This is a genomic window from Undibacterium sp. JH2W (assembly GCF_049340425.1).
Classification (GTDB): domain Bacteria; phylum Pseudomonadota; class Gammaproteobacteria; order Burkholderiales; family Burkholderiaceae_D; genus Undibacterium.
This window is the reverse complement of sequence record NZ_JBMPOT010000016.1, coordinates 74,726-93,793: the sequence shown is the minus strand read 5'-3', so window position 1 is coordinate 93,793 and position 19,068 is coordinate 74,726. Positions and strand designations below refer to the sequence as shown.

Genomic DNA, 19,068 nt, shown 5'->3' with positions numbered 1-19,068 from the left:
GATCTACCCTTCTTCCAATGATAAAATTGCATTACCAACCACGGCCTGCGCTTCATGAAGAACCTGCTGCAGATGCGCTTCGCCAATAAAACTCTCTGCGTATATTTTGTAAGTGTCTTCTGTGCCAGAGGGGCGTGCAGCAAACCAGGCATTGGCAGTCACGACCTTGATCCCACCGATCGCATTGTTATTGCCAGGAGCACGAGTAAGTATCTGTTCTATCTTGTCACCACCAAGATCGCTTACGCTGATCTGTTTTTCAGATAAGGCTGCGAGTTTTCGTTTTTGCTGTCTTGTTGCCGGGGCATCTACGCGTTCAAAAAAGGGTTCGCCTAATTCGTTTGCCAGTTTGCGGTACAAAACACCAGGGTCGTAGCCTGTTTTTGCTGTCATTTCTGCTGCCAGCAGGGCGGTGGAAATACCATCTTTTTCTGTCGTCCACACTGAACCATCTATGCGCAGAAAACTCGCCCCTGCGCTTTCTTCTCCACAAAAACCCAGGGCACCACTCTGCAAGCCATCAACGAACCATTTAAAACCTACCGGCACTTCGTACAGACCACGTTCCAGTTTTTTTGCCAGCCTGTCTATCAATTGTGTACTGACGACGGTTTTGCCAATTCCGGCAGAACCAGCCCACTGTGGCCTGTGTGTAAATAGATAATCAATGGCAACTGCGAGGTAATGATTGGGTGGTAGCAAGCCCGCCGACCTGCTGACAATGCCGTGCCTGTCATGGTCGGTGTCGCAGGCGAAGGCAATATCGAATTTGTCTTGCATGCTGATCAGGCCTTGCATGGCATATTTTGAAGACGGATCCATGCGGATCTGACCATCCCAGTCTAGCGGCATAAAAGCAAAGCTGGGGTCGATCACGTTATTGACCACTGTCAGGTCTAACTGATAGCGGTCTGCGATGGCTGACCAATAATGGACGCCAGCACCGCCAAGCGGGTCTACGCCGATGCGTATCTGTCCGTCACGAATGGCATTCATATTGACGACACTGCCAATTTCATCGACATAAAAATCCATAAAGTTGTAACGATGCGTGGTCTTTGCCTGCATGGCTTTGCTGCTGGTGATGCGGCGTACACCTGCCAGATCATTCTCCAGATATTGATTTGCTGCGTTTTCTATCCATTCGGTAATTTGCTGATTGGCCGGACCACCGTTAGTTGGATTGTATTTAAACCCGCCGTCACGCGGTGGATTGTGGGACGGAGTAAGAACGATGCCGTCTGCCAGGCCTGTGAGATGATCGCGCCGTTTGTTGTAACTCAATATCGCAAGGGAGATGGCCGGGGTAGGTGTGTATTCATCATTGCTCGCCAGCATGACCTCGACGCGATTGGCCGCCAGTACTTCCATGGCGCTGGCGCATGCCGGTTCGGATAAGGCATGCGTATCCATACCCAGAAAAAGTGGGCCATTGATGTCATTTAAGCTGCGAAAATCACAAATTGCCTGTGTGATTGCCAGCACGTGGGCTTCATTGAATGCACTGTCGTAAGCTGATCCACGATGCCCGGATGTACCAAACTTGACTCTTTGTTCCAGAACGGATGGATCCGGTTTTAAAGTGAAATAAGCCGTGACCAATTTTGAAACGTTGATCAGTGAAGACAATGGTGCCAGTTTGCCTGCCAGTGGATGAATAGATGTTGTCATGGTTTTTACCCGATAGATGAACGATGACGTAATGCCTGCGCCCTGGCTGCCGCGACGACATGGGAGACATCGAAACCAAAATGTGTTTCGACTACTTTCCCCGGGGCGGAAAGGCCAAACGACTGCATGGATATCATCGTGCCATGCTGGCCGGTATAACGCTCCCAGCCAAATGCCGATGCTGCTTCAACCGATACCCGGGCCAGCACGCCTGGTGGCAATACGTGATCACGATAAGCGTCGCTCTGGCTTTCAAATAAATCCCAGGATGGCATGCTGACGACGCGGGCGCGAATGCCTTCTGCGCTCAGTTGCTCGTAAGCGGCAATACAGAGTGCTACTTCGCTTCCCGTTCCCAGCAGTAGTACTTCTGGTCTTTCATCGACCGCATCGGCGAGTATATAGGCACCCTTTGCGACTCCACTGGCGCTGGCGTATTTTTGTCGGTCTATCGTAGGCAATGCCTGCCGCGACAAGACCAGGCTGGCAGGGCGATTACTGATTTTCATGATCACCCGCCAGGCTTCCAGCACTTCATTCGCGTCCGCCGGGCGCAGTAAAACCATGCCGGGCATGGCACGAAATGACGCGAGCTGCTCTACAGGCTGGTGAGTAGGACCGTCTTCACCCATGCTAATCGAGTCATGCGTCCAAAGATAAATGACCGGCATGCCCATCATTGCTGACAAGCGGATCGCCGCACGAGCATAGTCGGTAAATACAAAGAAACTGGCTGCAAAAGGCCGTAACCTGGATAGTGCCATGCCGTTGGCGATAGCACACATGGCATGTTCACGTATGCCGAAATGGAAATTTCGTCCTGCATAACTGGCAGATGCATTCCCCAGTTCAGCACTGACGTAGGCATTGTCAATGGCGACAACGGCTTCAAAATCACCTGCCGCGTCAAAATTCAAATTTGTCTTGGTGGATGGTGCCAGATCGGCTGCGCCGCCAAGTAACCATGGCATGTGTGCGGCGATGGCATTCAAGACTTTGCCCGAGGCTTCTCGCGTGGAGAGCCCTTTTTCGTCTGGTGCAAAGTCAGGTAAGGCAAGATCCCAGCCGTCTGGCAATTCACCGGCCTGCATGCAATCAATTTGTTTTGCGAGTTGGGGATGCTGCTGGCAATAGTCGGCAAACAAGCTATTCCACGAGGTATGGGCGTCTTTGCCACGTTGACCAAATTGCGCACTGAAGTGTGCCTGCACGCCGTCAGGTACGGCAAATTGCGCATCCGGGTCCATGTGGTAAGACTGTTTGGCCAGCCTCGCTTCGTCAATGCCAAGTGGTTCGCCATGTGCCTCCCGGTTGTCTTGCTTGTGGGGTGCGCCATAGCCTATATGGCTTTGCACGACGATCAGCGTTGGCCTGTCCTGGGTGTCAACAAAACGCTGTAAGGCGCTGGTCTGTTGATCCAGGTTGTTCGCATCAGCTACGCTGATGACTTGCCAGCCATAGGCACGAAATCTTGCTACGACATCTTCTGTAAAGGTGATTGCAGTCGTACCTTCAATGCTGACGTGATTGCTGTCGTAAATCCAGCAAAGATTGGCCAATTCCAAATGGCCTGCAAGGGAGGCCGCTTCAGCACTGATACCTTCCATCATGTCGCCATCACCACACAAGGCGTAAACATTGTAGTCAAACAGGGCATAGCCAGGTCTGTTGTAGGTAGCGGCCAGCCAGCGTTGGGCAATTGCCATGCCAACACTGTTCGCCAAACCTTGACCAAGTGGCCCTGTGGTAGCTTCTACCCCCGCAGTCCAGCCGTGTTCTGGATGGCCTGTGCAGCGGCTGCCAGCCTGACGAAAGCTTTGCAGATCTGCCATGCTGACGGCGAGATTGTCAGAAAAATCGTCGGCTTTCGACTTGACACTACATAAATAAAGCATGCTGTATAACAAGGCTGATGCATGACCGACAGACAACACAAAACGATCTCGATTGAGCCACCCAGGGTCATCGATATCAAATCGCAGATAACGTTGCCAAACACAATACGCAGTTGGCGCTGCACCCATCGGGGTGCCAGGGTGACCCGATTTCGCCTTTTCTACCATGTCAATGGAAAGCGTACGCAAGGTATTGATACAAAGCACATCGAGCGCGGCAAGCGAATCTTGCCTGGCTGTACCACGACTCTCTTTGAGAGTATGGTCGGCATTCATGAAAAAGAGCTAATTGTTAGTGCGGCGGTGTTTGTCGAATTTGCAGCCAGGTCAATTTTTTTACACTTATCCTCGATGACGGACATCATTTCATTCCATGAAGCTGTGAATGCGAGAACACCTTGGTCTTGCAAACGGGATGCAAGCGTTTCGACATCAACACCCTCACGCCTGAATTCTTCCACCACCTCGCTTGCATAGCCTCCATCCTTTGGCAATACTGTAGCCACCTTGCCATGGTCTGCAAATGCCAATAGTGTTTTCTCAGGAACGGTATTGATTGTATTTGCAGCCACTAAGGCTTCAACATACATCGTGTCCGATACATTTGTATCTTTAGTCCCGGTGCTGGCCCATAGCAACCGCTGGGGCATTGCACCATTAACCGCCAGGTTTTGCCAGCGTTCAGAGTTTAACAGCTCGAAATAGGCTTGATAACATTGCATAGCAATGGCTATACCAAGGCGGTTATGAAATTCAGGAGATATTTTCTCTTTCACGGCAACATCCCAGCGACTCACGAACAAAGAGGCAACTGAATGGACGTGTAAATGTAAGCCCGCAAGCTGACGTCGTTCCATACCTCTTAAATAAGCATTTGCCGCTGCCAGGTACTGTTCACGCGAAAACAATAAAGTAACGTTGATGGGAATGCCATCGAAGGTGGCTTGCTCAATCGTCAGTATACCCGCTGGTGTGGCTGGGATTTTGATGTACAGGTTAGGTAATGCCGCTTGATTGTGTAAGTGCGTAGCGGCTCTTAGCATATTGAGCGTGTCATGTGCTAATAGCGGCGACACTTCGAGCGACACCCAGCCATCAACGCCATCACTTGCTTCAAATATAGGACCAAGCAAATGCGCTGCCTGCGTCAAATCCTCTAGAGCTAACGTAAAAAAGAGTTCTTGGCAAGTCAAGCCCTCTTTAGAGAGTTGGACAATGGCTGAGTCATAGCTAGTCCCTGATCCTATGGCATGTTGGAAAATGGTAGGATTTGAAGTCAAACCACTCACATTCAAATCGACGATGTAGCTTTGCAATGTGCCACTTGTGAGTAGATCACGATGAATATTATCCAGCCACACACTTTGACCCAGGTCGCGCAATTGGCTGGTATGAGCATTCATATTGGTTCCATTTAATATTTCTAACTAGAGAATGGCCACGACTTAACAGCAATTGGGCTGTCAAAGTTGACAAATGCGTTGTACTTATAGTCCATCAAGTCCCCCAGGCAATCAACACTGATGTCTGCAGGTGGATACATAGCCAATGTGTCTGCATCTAAAGCAAAATGACCTTGGCGGACGAATACGGTTGTAAGTCGGTTTTGCATAAGTTTCTTCATTGCGGTGAGCACCCGCAATTTATCGTCTATCATCACATAGTGCTGCCCAGGGTATTGATGAACGATGGCCGCAATCATTTTTTCTTTGTGAATATAAACCAGTACCCTTCCATCCACTGCGTCCCATAAACCAGAACGGAGAATCTTCCGTGGCTGATAAGCTATGTCTCCATCAGAAACGATAACAGTGCTTCCTATTGTTTCAAGCTGCGCGATCAACTCCAGAGCATGAGGGTACAAGCGGTCTGCAAATAAATAATCCATCAAGAAACTTGATATCCGCAGTAATGCTTGATTGTTTGCACTATGCTTATGGCCAAACTCATTTTCTATCGAAAAGGCTTGATCAGACCGGAAGCGTTGCAATGCACCAAAGTAGTCTGCATACCCTAATTCGACGCGCAGTTGCTCAACGATGTCCCAATAATGCGCGGCACTTTCAGAACCAAAATCTGTATAAAGAAGCTGGCCTAATTCATATAAAATTTGGTCGTTGTTGAGTAAAGTGTTGTCAGCGTCAATCAAAAATACCAGGTTCTTCCTGACAGGCATTTCTTCAAGCTCAAGATCTTTTTCAGGTGACATTATTGAAGGCTCTCTATGGGAGATGCATTATGTTTTTCCACATGCCCACCAAATTCATTGCGCATTGCGGATAACATCCTATTGGCAAAGTCCCCCCTTCCTCGAGAAGCGAAGCGCTCAAACAATGCAGCACTCATCACGCTAATGGGAACCGCCTCTTCAATCCCAGCAAGGATAGTCCAGCGGCCCTCGCCGGAGTCAGCCACATGCCCTGCGTAAGCTTGTAGATGAGGGTCTTGAAGCAAGGCCGATGCGGTCAAATCAAGCAGCCAGGAGCTAATAACACTACCACGACGCCATACCTCAGTAATTTGAGGTAAGTCCATATCGTACTGATAAAATTCTGGATTGCGTAGCGGAGTACTCTCAGCATCGATATCTACTTTAAACTCTAGCTTGCCTATATTGGCGCTATGAAGAATGTTTAATCCTTCAGCATAGGCGGCCATGATTGCATACTCAATACCGTTGTGTATCATCTTGACGAAATGACCTGCGCCATAACCACCACAGTGTAAAAATCCTTGTTCAGCATCATTAACTTCAAGCGCATTGAGCACACGTCCTGGTGTACGGGTAGCGAGTGCAACGCCAGGTGAAAGAGACAGAAATATTGGACGCATATAAGCAACGGTGTTGGCTTCGCCACCTATCATCAGACAATAGCCACGCTCCTGACCTGCTATGCCACCACTCGTTCCGACATCAAGGTAGTGTATCCCTTGCTCCTGCATTTCAGAACTACGTCGTATATCGTCGCGATAGTAAGAATTTCCGCCATCAATAACAATGTCGCCCCTTGCAAGCAAGGGCAATAAACTTGCCAATACACCGTCGACGATTGCTGCTGGCACCATTAGCCAAATGGCTCGGGGTGTTGACAACTGCAGCACCAAATTTTGCAAGGAAATGGCCACACTTGCACCATCCGCTTCAACTTCAGACATTGCCTGCTCTAAAGAGTCATGGACAACGCAGTCATGCCCACTTGCAAGCAGACGCCTAACCATGCCTGAGCCCATCCTGCCTAAACCTATCATGCCCATTTGCATAGTCGTTTACCTGCTTTAAGTGAGAGTACGGACAAGCTATAGATTAAGCCAAAATAAGCAAGCCATCTGTTCGATGGCACACAGACAGCACAGAATAAATTCAGCATGATACGTTTAAAATTCGAATAAGCACTTGAGTATGTACTTGTTCGGTAGCTTTATGAATGTACAGAAATTCACCGCAAATAATCTTGAAGTAAATCGATATACAAAGAAGTAAAAAAGAGGCATAAAAGACGCTCTTTCGCATTTTTTTGATAACTAGGTTTGACACTAAAATGAGTAAAAAATCGACTACTTCAAAATCAAAGAAGCGTCTCCAAATTCAACCTAAAATCATCCCGCATGTGCAACCGAAGATGACAGATATTGAAGACGATGTGGATAAAGCTTTAGACGAAGCTTTGAAAGAAACATTTCCCGCAAGTGACCCTATTGCCGTGGATGCTGACATGCCTCTGCACGGATTTAACGAAGCAGACAAAAATAGCAAATAGTGGCGACAAGTTTAGTAAGTACCACTTCCCTGGACCGTGTTGCAAGCTCGACGGCAATTGCGACTCTCTCCTTTATTGATTCGCATCCTCTTTGCAAATCAGTCTTTACACCTACCCAGAAAGAAATTTCATGTCAACTAATCTTGTCCTCGTATGGATAGATCATGTCCAGGCTCACATAATTCATTTCAATGCGGATACTGCAGAGACTGACATTATCCATACTCACTCTACTCATCCTCATCTGCATACCAAGGCAGGAAATGTGGGAGCAGGCCGGGCACCTGAGGATACGCAATATTTTGATGATATCGCCGCCAAGCTAAAAGACTCGCTGGAAATTCTGATTGTTGGGCCTGGATTTGAAAAACTGGAACTGATGAAGTATCTCCTGAAACACCATGATGCAATTGCACAGAAGGTTGTAAGTGTAGAGACAGTAGGTCATCCAAGTGATGCGCAACTCTTGGCTTATGCACGAATTTATTTTCTCAAAGAAATTAAACCCGCAACAATTTAGGTCTTGAAGATGCAATCAATCATTAAATCTATCAATAGCATCGAATGAATTAGCGTCATATCACACTAAAACTGGGAGGTCAATTTGTTACCACAAGTGAAGCAGTCTGCGACAGTAAAAATACACGAAGTGAAATTGCGTCGCAAAATGAAGGCAGAGTCAGCTGTGAAAATAATAATAAGAAATTGCCTAAGACAAGTTCAAGAAAACAAGCTAGCAATGCAACTTCGCGACAATCCTGAGCACATTCGGCAAATGCATATAAGTCTACGTCGTTTATCGTCCGCATTGGAGTTGTTTAACGAGATTGCACCGCTTTCCACAACGCTGCAGACTGGTCTGGACAACTTATCATTAAAATTGGGATTGGCCCGGGATTGGCGAGTACTGTCAGATTCGTCACTAATCGAAATCGAAGCAATCGCTCCGGCAGAATTAAAAATGTCCACCCTGGGAAAAACTGCATTAAATATCACCAACAAAGAGGAGAAGAATGCCTACGATGCGGTAAGTAAAAATGGTTTTTCACAAATGATGTCTGCCGTATCAAATTGGCTTGAGCAAGAAAAATCTGCTGAGCCTGACAATTCTCATAAGAACAAGAAATGGAATAAAAAAATCCCGCATGTAGCAAAGAAAATTTTAATGCGTCAACAACGGCATTTACTTAAGATTGGCAATCACCTTCTTAAGCAAGATAAGGATGCAAATCCTTCTGAAAATCACAAATTTCGGATAGCAGTGAAGCGATCCCGTTATTCATGCATATTCTTTCGGGATTTGTTTCCTAAAAAGGATATGGATAGATACTTAGCTTCATTAAGTGCCTTGCAGGACAATTTGGGCGTCAGTAATGATGCTGCAGTCGCTGAAATACTACTGCTTGATTTGATTCAAGATAAGCCAGATCATCTGGCAAGTTGTAACTTTTCGCGTGGGTATGTGCTTTCGCAATCCATACCTCAACAGCGCAAGTTACGTCCACTTTGGAAGTTATATAAACACATAAATCTACCGGACCTTAAGTGAACATCAAATTTTCTTCTTAAAGTGAGAATAGTGTGAGTAAAGGATTCAAGCTTAGTTATCGTGACTGGATAATCAGTCCATTCGCCATTCCCTTATCCGATGGGCGATGGTCGGCTAGCTGTGAAATTGGATGCTTCGACGCACATGGCCTGGACACTTTTCAAAGCGCATTGCCAGTATGTGTGCGTGATAACAGGCACGATGCGATCAATGCTGCTTGTGAAGATGCAAAGCATCACATAGATGGAATTATCGCCGACCCACGTGGGTGATTAGGTTCACTGCATTAACAACAGAATCTCCAAAAAAAGAGCTTATGTTGTTAATGCAGTTGAACACGTAAGTTAGGCTGCACAGCTTGAGTTCAATTTAAGCAGATTACTTCGCTTCTTTGACTTCTTCAAAATCGGCATCAACGGTGCCGTCCTGCTTTTCATGATGCATGTCTGAAGACGCTTGCTTGTCTTGTTGCGCCTGTTGCTCGTTAGATTGATTATTCATTTTAGGGCTCAACTCTTGAGCAATACTGGATAAGGCGAGCTGTTTGGCATCTATGTCCGACTTGTCATTGCCGAGCATGGCGGCTTCCAAGTCTTTGATCGCTGTATTAAATTTTTCCTTATCAAGCGTACTCAACTTTTCACCATGTTCACGCATCAATTTACTCACTGTGTGGACTAATGTGTCAGCCTGATTACGTGATTCCGCCAAATCTTTTAATTTCTTGTCTTCTTCAGCATTTAGTTCAGCATCCTTTACCATAGTCTGAATCTCTGTTTCAGTGAGGCCTGAGTTGGCCTTAATTGTTATCTTATTCTCTTTTCCGGTGGCCTTGTCCTTAGCACCGACATGCAGTATGCCGTTGGCATCAATGTCAAAACTGACTTCTATCTGGGGTGTACCGCGTGACGAGGGTGGAATTCCTTCCAAATTGAATTCCCCTAAAGTCTTGTTGCCAGCGGCAATTTCTCTCTCTCCCTGATACACCTTGATCGTTACCGCAGCTTGATTGTCATCAGCAGTCGAAAATACCTGACTGAACTTGGTTGGAATCGTCGTATTTTTAGGTATCATCTTGGTCATGACACCGCCCATTGTTTCTATACCCAGAGACAACGGTGTAACGTCCAGCAAGAGTAAATCTTTTTGGTCGCCGGATAACACTGCACCCTGAATCGCTGCACCGACAGCAACAGCTTCATCTGGATTAACATCCTTGCGAGCATCTTTCCCAAAGAATTCTTTCACTTTCTCCTGGACTTTTGGCATGCGCGTCATACCACCAACAAGAATAATGTCATCGATGTCAGTCACTTTGACGCCAGCATCCTGAATTGCAATACGGCATGGTTCTATTGTCGCGCTGATCAATTCTTCAACCAGAGCTTCTAGCTTTGCTCTCGTGATCTTCTGTGAGAGGTGGATAGGTGCGCCATTGGCCATAGCGATATATGGCTCGTTAATTTCAGTTTGCTGCGCAGACGATAACTCAATCTTTGCACGTTCTGCAGAAGCCTTGATACGCTGTAGCGCAATAGGGTCTTTTTTAAGATCAAGTCCATGTACCTTCTTAAATTTTTCGATGATGTAGTCAATAATGCGCTGATCGAAGTCTTCGCCCCCAAGAAATGTATCGCCATTAGTGGACAGAACTTCAAACTGACGTTCACCTGCCAACTCAGCGATTTCGATGATAGATACATCGAAAGTACCACCGCCCAAGTCATATACGGCAATCTTGCGATCGCCTTTTTCGTTCTTGTCCATACCAAATGCGAGAGCCGCAGCGGTAGGTTCGTTAATAATCCGCTTTACTTCCAGCCCAGCGATGCGTCCAGCATCCTTAGTAGCTTGTCGTTGAGCATCATTGAAATAGGCCGGTACAGTAATTACTGCTTCAGTTACCTCTGTGCCCAAATAATCTTCTGCTGTTTTTTTCATTTTGCGCAAGATTTCAGCAGAAATCTGCGGAGGAGCCAGCTTTTTGTCGCGCACGGCTATCCATGCGTCACCGTTATCTGCTTTAAGGATGTTAAAAGGCATAAGAGCAATATCTTTCTGCACTTCTTTTTCATCAAACTTTCGGCCTATCAACCTCTTGACTGCATACAAGGTATTTTTAGGGTTGGTCACTGCTTGCCGTTTGGCGGGTGCGCCCACCAGGATTTCGCCATCTGCCTGATAGGCGATGATAGATGGCGTCGTGCGCGCACCTTCAGAATTCTCAATGACTTTTGGCTTGCCATTTTCCATCACTGCAACACAAGAATTGGTGGTACCCAGATCAATGCCGATAATTTTAGTCATGATAATTCCTTTGTTGGATAGGCTTCAGGTTGCTGCTACGGCATCTGCTAAAACCGAATGCACATGTGCCAGGTCATCAGCATTGCCATGTACCATGAGAATGTACTTATCAACTTTTAATGCCATCTCATATTTAATTATCTGTTTGTCTGATACACCTATCTGACTGAGTGCAGCACCTATTGCAGACAATCCACCAACAACCATTGCCCCTTCAAGGGCTGCAACCAAAGCCGTGACCACGGGACCAGCCATAGCCAGCAACCCAAAGCCGGGCAGGAAGAAAACAGCAGGCGCCATTAGCAGCCCCCAAATCCCGCCCCAAAAAGCGCCATTTCCGCCCCAGGATCTAATACGATCGCCGGTTGTGTAGAAGCCGATCGGTTGTTCTTCACTGTGATAGCCCTTGCCAATTAAGGACAATTTTTTTACATCGAAGCCAGATTTACTGAGCGAACGAATGGCGTCTTCCGCTTCTAGGTGCGTGTTATAAATGTAGGCGGGTGAATTTTTAATGTCCATTATTTTTCCTAAAAGATTTGAAGAAATGCGAGAGCATTGAGAATTTAAACAGCACCTACAAAGACGAGTAAAGATGCTGGTATTGCTTGAGGATCAATAAGACAGCGTCATGTTATCGACTACTTTTTTTACACCAGGTGTACCCCATGCAGCATGCCTTGCAGATTCACGCTCAGACCAGTTGCCTACTTTTCCGGACAAGGTCACATTAGCGTTATCCACTACGACGTTTATTTTTTTTGCGTCATCCATGGCGCTGCGTTTCAATGCAGCTTCAATTTCTGATTTGACGACACCAGGGAACACTTTACTTTTAATCTGGATATCGTCGCTCACGCCTCTGACACCCATTAAGTAACGAACGGCAACGACTGCTGCTACCTTTTGAAATTCCCAATCAACTTCTCCTGAGAGAGTGATCCAGCCATTTTCAACCATGATCTTGACTGATCCATACGGTAAAATCGACATCCAGCCCAGCACGTTTTGTGCCGTAGCGGCAATGTCACGATCATGCCTGTGGCTAGTGCCAGGCAAATCAATTTCGATCTCAACAGCGAGCGCTCTAACACCAGTGACACGTTGTGTAGCGCGTTCGACTTCCAGTTTTTCTGAATAACTATCGACATGTCCAGCGAGAGTCACGATGCCATCCTTTACCTCCACACCAATTCTTGCTGCATTAATAGACGGCTCCCATTGCAACTCAGCATTAACGTCTTCTTTCAGTTTTGCATCGGTTTTCATTTTTGTCTCTTTTCACAGTTGAGGAAAATTTAGCCTACAAGCATTTCGTTGCTTGGTCTGTTCGATGTCAAACATATAGCAGTCTTTTTTTATATTTTTTACGCGTAATTCCAAATGAAATCACTTATGGAACAAGCACTGCTGCACCTTCGAACCGACCGGCACGAAGGTCATCAAGCGCAGAATTTGCCTCGCTAAGGGGATAGCTGTTGGTGTGGGTAACGATTCCAATCTGAGGTGCTAGTCGGAAAAAATCGGCTCCATCTTGCCGCGTCAGGTTTGCTACCGACACAAGTTGCCGCTCTTCCCACAATAAGCGATAGGGCAAGCTGGGAATATCACTCATGTGAATCCCAGCGCATACAACACGCCCACCCTTTCGAACCGCCTTTAACGCAATAGGCACTAGATCACCGTCGGGTGCAAAAATAATCGCTGCATCGAGGTGGTCTGTGGGCAATTCGTCAGATCCTCCCGCCCAATTTACGCCAAGATGAAGCGCAAAAGCTTGGGTGGCAATATCACTGGGGCGGGTGAAAGCATATACAGAGCGTCCCTGCCATTTCGCTACCTGTGCCACGATATGTGCAGATGCGCCGAATCCATACAGTCCTAGCTTTCTGCCGGGTCCAGCGATACCTAAGGAACGCCACCCAATAAGGCCAGCACACAGCAAAGGCGCAAGGTCCACATCGCTGCCCACTTCCCCTAGTCGTATGGCAAAGTGGGCATCAACAATCGTGTGCGTCGCAAAACCACCGTCGCGAGTGTATCCGGTGAATATCGGTCGATCACAGAGATTTTCATGGTTGTCGACGCAATATGGGCAAACACCGCAGGTATGGCCAAGCCAAGGGACTCCGATACGCTCGCCCAACGTGAATCCCTCAACCCCCAATCCTATTTTATCTATTCTCCCTACAATTTCATGTCCAGGGATTATCGGTACCTGCGGAGTCGGCAATTCGCCATCAACCACATGCAAGTCTGTGCGACAGACGCCGCATGCACCAATTTTCACGCGAATTTCGCCTGGCCCTGGTTCACGATCAGGTAAATTCGTCCATTCAAGCGGAGTACCAATCTTGTTCAATACCATTGCTTGCATAATAAATTCACCTATGACCTAGGTAACGCTTGTAATTGCGAAAAGACTGTTGGAAGCAGATCAGGAATATCCTCAGCTAATAGCTTTGGACCGAAAGCACTAGCAGCAGCACCGTGCAGCCAAACTGATGCTGCGGCGGCCAGGAAGGGGTCCATACCTTGTGCCAGTAGGCCCAGTATGATGCCGCCAAGTACGTCTCCTGCACCTGCAGTAGCTAAGGTGGGTGGTGCGTTGGCATTGATAATGGCCCTTCCATCTGGTGCCGCGATTACTGTATCGCTGCCTTTGAGAACGATGATGGCGCCACATGCTCGTGCCGCAGCACGGGTCCGGGTCAGCTTGTCGCCGCTGACATCGAAGAGGCGGGTGAATTCGCCTTCATGGGGCGTCAACACACAGGGTCCAATGATGGATCGAGACAACACTGATAGATCATCCCGGAAAGTCGACAATGCGTCAGCGTCGAGTACAGTGGGTCGCCCCGTCTTTAAGATTTCCTGTACCTGCACACGAGTTGCCGGACCACACCCTGTGCCAGGGCCAATCAGAAATCCCGTATATCTACTATCTGACAGTAGCAATTGCAGATCTTCGGCAATCACGAGGGGACTTACCATGATACTGGTCAGGGAAGCCGCGTATATGGGCAATGCCAACTCAGGCACGGCTATGGTAGTCAGTCCTGCGCCGGAGCGTGCCGCAGCGCGTGCTGCCATACGCGCAGCACCAGTCGCTGGATACCCGCCGATCAACAATGCGTGTCCACGCGTATATTTGTTGTCATTTTCCGCGAGCTTAGGAAGAGCACTTGCCCATAATCTTGGATCGTTTTCAAAAGTATCGGGATTGACCTCACCGAATACGGACACCGGCGTGCCAATGTCGACCACTACCACTTCGCCGCAGAGCGATCGTCCTGGCAACAGCAGATGACCGGGCTTCTTGCGAAAGCAAGTTACCGTGAGTACACACTTTACAGCACCGAGACTTAAACCCGAGTCACCCATTAAGCCACTAGGTACGTCAACCGCGACGATTGGCAACTTGCGAGCTGCTGCGGCGGCTAACGTGGTAGCAGCAGCACCTTCGAGCGGACGACTTAACCCTGCCCCGAAAATTGCATCGACAACCAATTCCGCACCATCAAGTGACTCTGGAGCCATGCATTCTACGGCCCCCCGCCACAGCGCTGCGTGATGGGCAGCAGGGCCTCGAAGTTGATCACGCGGAACCAATAATGCAATACGTACAGGCCAGTTGACTTCAGCTAGTCGTCTGGCTACTACAAAGCCGTCACCACCATTGCTACCAGGGCCACATAGAACGATGACAGGACATCTTGCCCAGCGTTGCAGGATTGCTTGTGCGACGGGGCGACCTGCATTTTCCATCAGATCAATATCGCTGATGCCGTTCGCAGTAGTCAAGCGATCCGCTTCAGCCATTTGAATTGCCGTAAGCAAAGCCGTGGAAGTATTCAAGACTATTGACATTGGATTACCCTAGGAATCGATAAATTCGAGCACAACACGGGCGGGTACATCACCATGCGCAAGTCGTTCGAATACTTTATTGATCGCCGACAGTGGTTGCAATTCAATATCCGCTTTGACCTTACCATCCACTGCGAAAGCTAATGCTTCTGCCATGTCCAGGCGATTGCCGACGAAAGAACCACGAATCGTGATGCAATTGGCGACGACATCGAACAATGGCGTCGGGAATTCCCCGGGCGGCAACCCTACCAATACACAGGTGCCCCATTTGCGAGTCATACCTACGCCCTGCTTGAACGCTGCAAGCGAAGGTGCGGTAATCAGTACTCCATGCGCCCCGCCACTAGTGGCTTTCTTCACTGCTTCAATCGCATCCTCGGCCTTGGCATTAACAACTGCATCCGCGCCGAGACGTTTTGCATGCGCGAGTTTACTGTCATCAATATCGACTGCACATATATGCAAGCCCATCGCCTTTGCGTACTGAACAGCTAAGTGTCCCAAGCCACCAACGCCGGAAATGACAATCCAATCGCCGGGTTTAGCTTGCGTTTCTTTGATTCCCTTATACGATGTAACGCCCGCACAAATAAGCGGTGCAGCATCTCGTGATGCCAGGTGTGATGGAATGTGCGCAACATAATTTGGATCAGCAACAATGAATTCGGCAAATCCGCCATTCTTCGTATAACCACCAAACTGGGCATTAGCACACACCGGCTCACGGGCAGCCAGGCAGTATTCGCAATGTCCGCAAGCCGAGTAGAGCCAGGGTACGCCTACCCGGTCACCTTCTTTTACAGCAGTTACTCCTTTACCTAGGGCAGTAACAACGCCTATGCCTTCGTGCCCTGGAATGAATGGTAATGCAGGCTTGAGCGGCCAATCACCATTGGCAGCATGTAAATCCGTGTGACAAACACCGCAGGCTTCGGTTTTTATGAGAATCTGGCCGGGACCAGGTTGGGGAATGTCCCATTCTCTGATAGCTAATGGCTTACCGAAATTTTCGACAACTGCCGCTTGCATTTTTTGTGTCATGAATATCTCCTTTGAGCTTACGTAAGCTCGCAACCTGCGATGTGGTAAGACAACGACCCCAATATGGGTTTTACATCTGGATGTATCAAATTGCTGAAAGTGGACGAAATCAGTCCGAGGATCCGCTCTGATAGCTAATCTGGTTTTTGGTATCAGACAATCTACCTTCTTGAGATTTCATTGTTAAGGTTCCCCTCAAACGATGAGAACCGTCGCCCGCTTCGTTTATTGTCGAAGTCAAAGGAGGCTCGAGTGCCACGCGACACCTGCGTGCAAGTGGCTTTGTTAAAACTGAGACGTTGTTGATGTACATGATTGAATTTTTTCGTCAATCAGTTGGGGGCAGCGTGATCTGCAATACGGACCAACTTCTTATTCACGAATTCCTGTATTCCCATGTTGCCCAATTCGCGTCCGTAACCGGAGTATTTGATCCCGCCAAACGGAAGTTCAGCATCTGCCCAATCGAGATTATTAATAAACATCATGCCGGTATCGACCTGGCTTGCAATACGTTTGCCACGCGCGATGTCTTTGGTGAATACTGACCCGCCCAAGCCAAAGTCGGAATCGTTTGCTAACGCAATGGCGGCTGCTTCGTCTTTGACACGGTAGAAGCAAACCACTGGTCCAAAGAATTCATCGCGGAAAGCTGGATTTTCTGGCTTGATGTCAGTGAGCATCGTAATTTCCATAAAGGAGCCAGCGCGGTTAAGACGCTTACCTCCCATCACTAGCTTGGCACCATGTTTCACGGCACCGTCAACCTGCTTAATTAATTGAAGTAATGCTTCTTCTGTCGATAAAGGCCCATGCGTGGTTGATTCGTCCATCGGATCACCTGGTATTAATGCAGACAATGCAGACGAGAATTTCTCAAGAAATTCGTCAGCTATAGAGTCGACCACAATAAAACGCTTCGCAGCACAACAAGTTTGACCACCGTTATACATTTTTCCCCAGACCGCCCATGGAATAGTTGTTTCGAGGTCAGCGTCTTCAAGCACGATAAACGCATCACTACCCCCTAATTCCATCGAAGTCTTTTTGAGATTTTGCCCAGCTCGGGCAGCAACGGCCCGTCCCGCCGTAACACTCCCGGTCAATGCCACTCCTCTGATACGTGGATCGTCGATCACGGCCTCTGACTGTTCATGTGTAATCAGTAAATTCGTATAAGTTCCCACAGGAGCACCAGCATCAATCCAGAGCTTTTCAAAGGCAATCGCACATTGCGGTACACAGCCTGCATGCTTCACTACCACGACATTACCAGCCATTAATTGCGGTCCGGCGACACGCGCAAGTTGGTAATACGGGAAATTCCATGGCTCAACGCAAAAGAGCACACCAAATGGGCTGCTTTCCATGTGTGCCTCTCCGACTTTCGGGCTCAACGTCATTGGCTTGAGAAAGCTTTCAGCATGATCTGCGTAATAGGTCAGGATATCAGCGCTGAATATAACTTCACCGCGCGCCTCGTTGATGCGCTTGCCCATCTCCAGCGTTGCCAGCTTGGCGAAATCATCCACATTCGCAGCCATAAGCTTGGCTGCCCTATTTACGATAGCGGCGCGGTCTTTGTAGCTCGTATGTCTCCATGCTTGAAAACATGATTCAGCAGTAGCGAGTGATTTTTCAAGTTGAGATTTATTGAAATGCTCAAATGTTTTAATGATCTTACCGTCGTTCGGGTTGATGCTTTGATAGGCCATGATGTGAACTCTTTCTGAGTAATTGCAAAGGCTTCGTTCTCTGCAATATTGCTGAGAATGATCGTTTGCAAGGTAAATCTAATCGTCCGATAGTGGACTTCTATGCAATAGCCTTCGGTACGGTGGCACGCATATTAAAAATATCGCAATGTAAGGACTATCACGACATTTGGCAGCGACGATTAGAGAAAGAATTTGAAGCCGTCACGTGCTTGTAAGAACATCCTTGTTACCGATTTGTCGGCGATAAATACTGGAAAAATGGAGTGAATATTCAGACTACCAGTGAAGGAACAGTAGCCTTATCAGGTTGAGGTGGCGACGCAGAAAAGAACAAAGTAAATAGGAAAATAGTGCTTGTGCTGCTTGGGATTACGGTTACTATGTTTCGGTCTTTTTTTACGTTAGAACGGTGGCCTCTTCGCCTGGATTGGTTGCCGAGTAACCACAGTTATTTAAAGAAAAATAGATGGAATCATCCAACGCACCCATCAAATGATCGAGCTTGTATGGTTTGGTCAAATACCGAAAAAATCCGGCCTTGATACCTTTTTCTATCTGATGCGGAAACGCATCTGACGATAATGCAATGACGGGAATATGCGCAGTTTCTGGACATGCAAGCAAAATTTCTAATGCTTCGAAGCCGCTAATACCGGGCAAGTTAATATCCATCAAGATAACGTCCGGTTGATTAGTGCGGGCTATCGTAATACCAAGATTGCCATCCCTAGCTGTTAGCAACTTCCAGTCAAGGCGTCTCGCCAGTAAGTTACCTACCAAAGCTAAATTTGCCGGATGGTCTTCGATATAAAGCACTTTACGATAATCAGGTCGGATTTTTTGCGTGGAAAAAATAGTTTCTTGACTGCAAATATGTGTATTAGACAAATCAGGAGCCTCTTTACAATTAGTTGGAGATCATAGAAAAATCTATACACACCCAAAATAGTCCAAGTTGGAAAACTCTTGGTTAAACAAAAGTTTTATCTTTAGTAAGTGCACAGGTGAGATTAAACCTTATGTGAGCTCTGGTCTGTGCGACATCACACTTATACGCATTTCATTTCATTGCGCAACAGTAATGGGACATATGAGTGCAAACGACAAATCGTTTGATTTACATCAAGGTGCTAGACCAAAGATATCTCTGTAAATCATAGAGAATGGATTTACTCAGACTGAATAGGTCGATGATAATCCCAAGCAAGTGATTTGATTGAGAAGATTTGGAAACAATTTCCCATTAAAATAGTGAC

Annotated in this window: 16 protein-coding genes; 3 read left to right on the top strand and 13 right to left on the bottom strand. The window is 47.5% G+C overall.

Annotated elements, in window-relative coordinates; genetic code table 11:
- Positions 1–3 precede the first annotated feature (3 nt).
- Genes pgm through gnd form a run of 5 tightly spaced genes read right to left on the bottom strand, consistent with a single transcriptional unit; the run spans position 4 to position 6,827 of the window.
- A complete protein-coding gene (gene pgm, locus ACO0LC_RS22460) occupies positions 4–1,671 on the bottom strand; it encodes a phosphoglucomutase (alpha-D-glucose-1,6-bisphosphate-dependent) (RefSeq protein WP_423007284.1) in 1,668 nt (555 codons plus the stop codon).
- Positions 1,672–1,676: 5 nt separating this feature from the next.
- The gene (gene tkt / locus ACO0LC_RS22455) at positions 1,677–3,842 is read right to left on the bottom strand and encodes a transketolase (RefSeq protein ID WP_423007281.1); all 2,166 of its coding nucleotides are present in this window, start codon (positions 3,840–3,842) and stop codon (positions 1,677–1,679) included.
- Positions 3,839–4,969 (bottom strand): transaldolase, encoded by a 1,131-nt coding sequence (tal, locus tag ACO0LC_RS22450; RefSeq protein WP_423007279.1) that lies wholly within the window; start codon positions 4,967–4,969, stop codon positions 3,839–3,841. Before tal ends, tkt begins: the two co-directional genes overlap by 4 nt.
- A 20-nt stretch (positions 4,970–4,989) precedes the next feature.
- The gene (locus ACO0LC_RS22445) at positions 4,990–5,775 is read right to left on the bottom strand and encodes an HAD family hydrolase (protein WP_423007277.1); all 786 of its coding nucleotides are present in this window, start codon (positions 5,773–5,775) and stop codon (positions 4,990–4,992) included.
- Entirely contained in the window at positions 5,775–6,827 is a 1,053-nt protein-coding gene (gene gnd, locus ACO0LC_RS22440) for a phosphogluconate dehydrogenase (NAD(+)-dependent, decarboxylating) (RefSeq protein ID WP_423007275.1), read from the bottom strand. Before gnd ends, ACO0LC_RS22445 begins: the two co-directional genes overlap by 1 nt.
- Positions 6,828–7,105: 278 nt before the next feature.
- Here gnd and ACO0LC_RS22435 point away from each other — a divergent pair, with 278 nt between their 5' ends.
- From ACO0LC_RS22435 to ACO0LC_RS22425, 3 genes are all read left to right on the top strand, one after another.
- Complete coding sequence (locus ACO0LC_RS22435) at positions 7,106–7,324, top strand: hypothetical protein (RefSeq protein ID WP_423007273.1); 219 nt, start codon at positions 7,106–7,108, stop codon at positions 7,322–7,324.
- 130 nt (positions 7,325–7,454) lie between these two features.
- Positions 7,455–7,844 (top strand): translational machinery protein, encoded by a 390-nt coding sequence (locus ACO0LC_RS22430; RefSeq protein ID WP_422977665.1) that lies wholly within the window; start codon positions 7,455–7,457, stop codon positions 7,842–7,844.
- An 84-nt stretch (positions 7,845–7,928) separates the two neighbouring features.
- The gene (locus ACO0LC_RS22425; RefSeq protein WP_423007271.1) at positions 7,929–8,873 is read left to right on the top strand and encodes a CHAD domain-containing protein; all 945 of its coding nucleotides are present in this window, start codon (positions 7,929–7,931) and stop codon (positions 8,871–8,873) included.
- Between the two features lie 378 nt (positions 8,874–9,251).
- Here the strand turns inward: ACO0LC_RS22425 and dnaK are convergent, their stop codons facing one another.
- From dnaK to ACO0LC_RS22385, 8 genes are all read right to left on the bottom strand, one after another.
- A complete protein-coding gene (gene dnaK, locus ACO0LC_RS22420) occupies positions 9,252–11,180 on the bottom strand; it encodes a molecular chaperone DnaK (RefSeq protein WP_423007268.1) in 1,929 nt (642 codons plus the stop codon).
- 24 nt (positions 11,181–11,204) lie between these two features.
- On the bottom strand, positions 11,205–11,702 hold the full coding sequence (locus ACO0LC_RS22415; RefSeq protein ID WP_422952326.1) for a general stress protein: 498 nt from the start codon (positions 11,700–11,702) through the stop codon (positions 11,205–11,207).
- Positions 11,703–11,795: 93 nt separating this feature from the next.
- Positions 11,796–12,449 (bottom strand): BON domain-containing protein, encoded by a 654-nt coding sequence (locus ACO0LC_RS22410; protein WP_422977673.1) that lies wholly within the window; start codon positions 12,447–12,449, stop codon positions 11,796–11,798.
- A 124-nt stretch (positions 12,450–12,573) separates the two neighbouring features.
- Positions 12,574–13,557: a zinc-dependent alcohol dehydrogenase family protein gene (locus ACO0LC_RS22405; protein WP_423007265.1), complete on the bottom strand. Its 984-nt coding sequence runs from the start codon at positions 13,555–13,557 to the stop codon at positions 12,574–12,576.
- 11 nt (positions 13,558–13,568) lie between these two features.
- The gene (locus ACO0LC_RS22400; protein ID WP_423007263.1) at positions 13,569–15,050 is read right to left on the bottom strand and encodes an NAD(P)H-hydrate dehydratase; all 1,482 of its coding nucleotides are present in this window, start codon (positions 15,048–15,050) and stop codon (positions 13,569–13,571) included.
- 9 nt (positions 15,051–15,059) lie between these two features.
- Positions 15,060–16,094: a zinc-dependent alcohol dehydrogenase gene (locus ACO0LC_RS22395; RefSeq protein ID WP_423007261.1), complete on the bottom strand. Its 1,035-nt coding sequence runs from the start codon at positions 16,092–16,094 to the stop codon at positions 15,060–15,062.
- A 332-nt stretch (positions 16,095–16,426) separates the two neighbouring features.
- Positions 16,427–17,809, bottom strand: a complete 1,383-nt coding sequence (locus tag ACO0LC_RS22390) for an NAD-dependent succinate-semialdehyde dehydrogenase (protein WP_423007259.1) — start codon at positions 17,807–17,809, stop codon at positions 16,427–16,429.
- A gap of 399 nt (positions 17,810–18,208) precedes the next feature.
- Positions 18,209–18,700 carry a response regulator gene (locus tag ACO0LC_RS22385; protein WP_423007257.1) on the bottom strand — a complete coding sequence of 164 codons (492 nt, stop codon included), beginning with the start codon at positions 18,698–18,700 and terminating at the stop codon, positions 18,209–18,211.
- Between the last annotated feature and the right edge of the window lie 368 nt (positions 18,701–19,068).

Excerpts from the sequence above, each read along its gene's own strand:
- pgm (WP_423007284.1), bottom strand. The coding sequence starts at position 1,671 with ATGACAACATCTATTCATCCACTGGCAGGCAAACTGGCACCATTGTCT.
- tkt (WP_423007281.1), bottom strand. The coding sequence starts at position 3,842 with ATGAATGCCGACCATACTCTCAAAGAGAGTCGTGGTACAGCCAGGCAA.
- tal (WP_423007279.1), bottom strand. The coding sequence starts at position 4,969 with ATGAATGCTCATACCAGCCAATTGCGCGACCTGGGTCAAAGTGTGTGG.
- ACO0LC_RS22445 (WP_423007277.1), bottom strand. The coding sequence starts at position 5,775 with ATGTCACCTGAAAAAGATCTTGAGCTTGAAGAAATGCCTGTCAGGAAG.
- gnd (WP_423007275.1), bottom strand. The coding sequence starts at position 6,827 with ATGCAAATGGGCATGATAGGTTTAGGCAGGATGGGCTCAGGCATGGTT.
- ACO0LC_RS22435 (WP_423007273.1), top strand. The coding sequence starts at position 7,106 with ATGAGTAAAAAATCGACTACTTCAAAATCAAAGAAGCGTCTCCAAATT.
- ACO0LC_RS22430 (WP_422977665.1), top strand. The coding sequence starts at position 7,455 with ATGTCAACTAATCTTGTCCTCGTATGGATAGATCATGTCCAGGCTCAC.
- dnaK (WP_423007268.1), bottom strand. The coding sequence starts at position 11,180 with ATGACTAAAATTATCGGCATTGATCTGGGTACCACCAATTCTTGTGTT.
- ACO0LC_RS22415 (WP_422952326.1), bottom strand. The coding sequence starts at position 11,702 with ATGGACATTAAAAATTCACCCGCCTACATTTATAACACGCACCTAGAA.
- ACO0LC_RS22410 (WP_422977673.1), bottom strand. The coding sequence starts at position 12,449 with ATGAAAACCGATGCAAAACTGAAAGAAGACGTTAATGCTGAGTTGCAA.
- ACO0LC_RS22405 (WP_423007265.1), bottom strand. The coding sequence starts at position 13,557 with ATGCAAGCAATGGTATTGAACAAGATTGGTACTCCGCTTGAATGGACG.
- ACO0LC_RS22400 (WP_423007263.1), bottom strand. The coding sequence starts at position 15,050 with ATGTCAATAGTCTTGAATACTTCCACGGCTTTGCTTACGGCAATTCAA.
- ACO0LC_RS22395 (WP_423007261.1), bottom strand. The coding sequence starts at position 16,094 with ATGACACAAAAAATGCAAGCGGCAGTTGTCGAAAATTTCGGTAAGCCA.
- ACO0LC_RS22390 (WP_423007259.1), bottom strand. The coding sequence starts at position 17,809 with ATGGCCTATCAAAGCATCAACCCGAACGACGGTAAGATCATTAAAACA.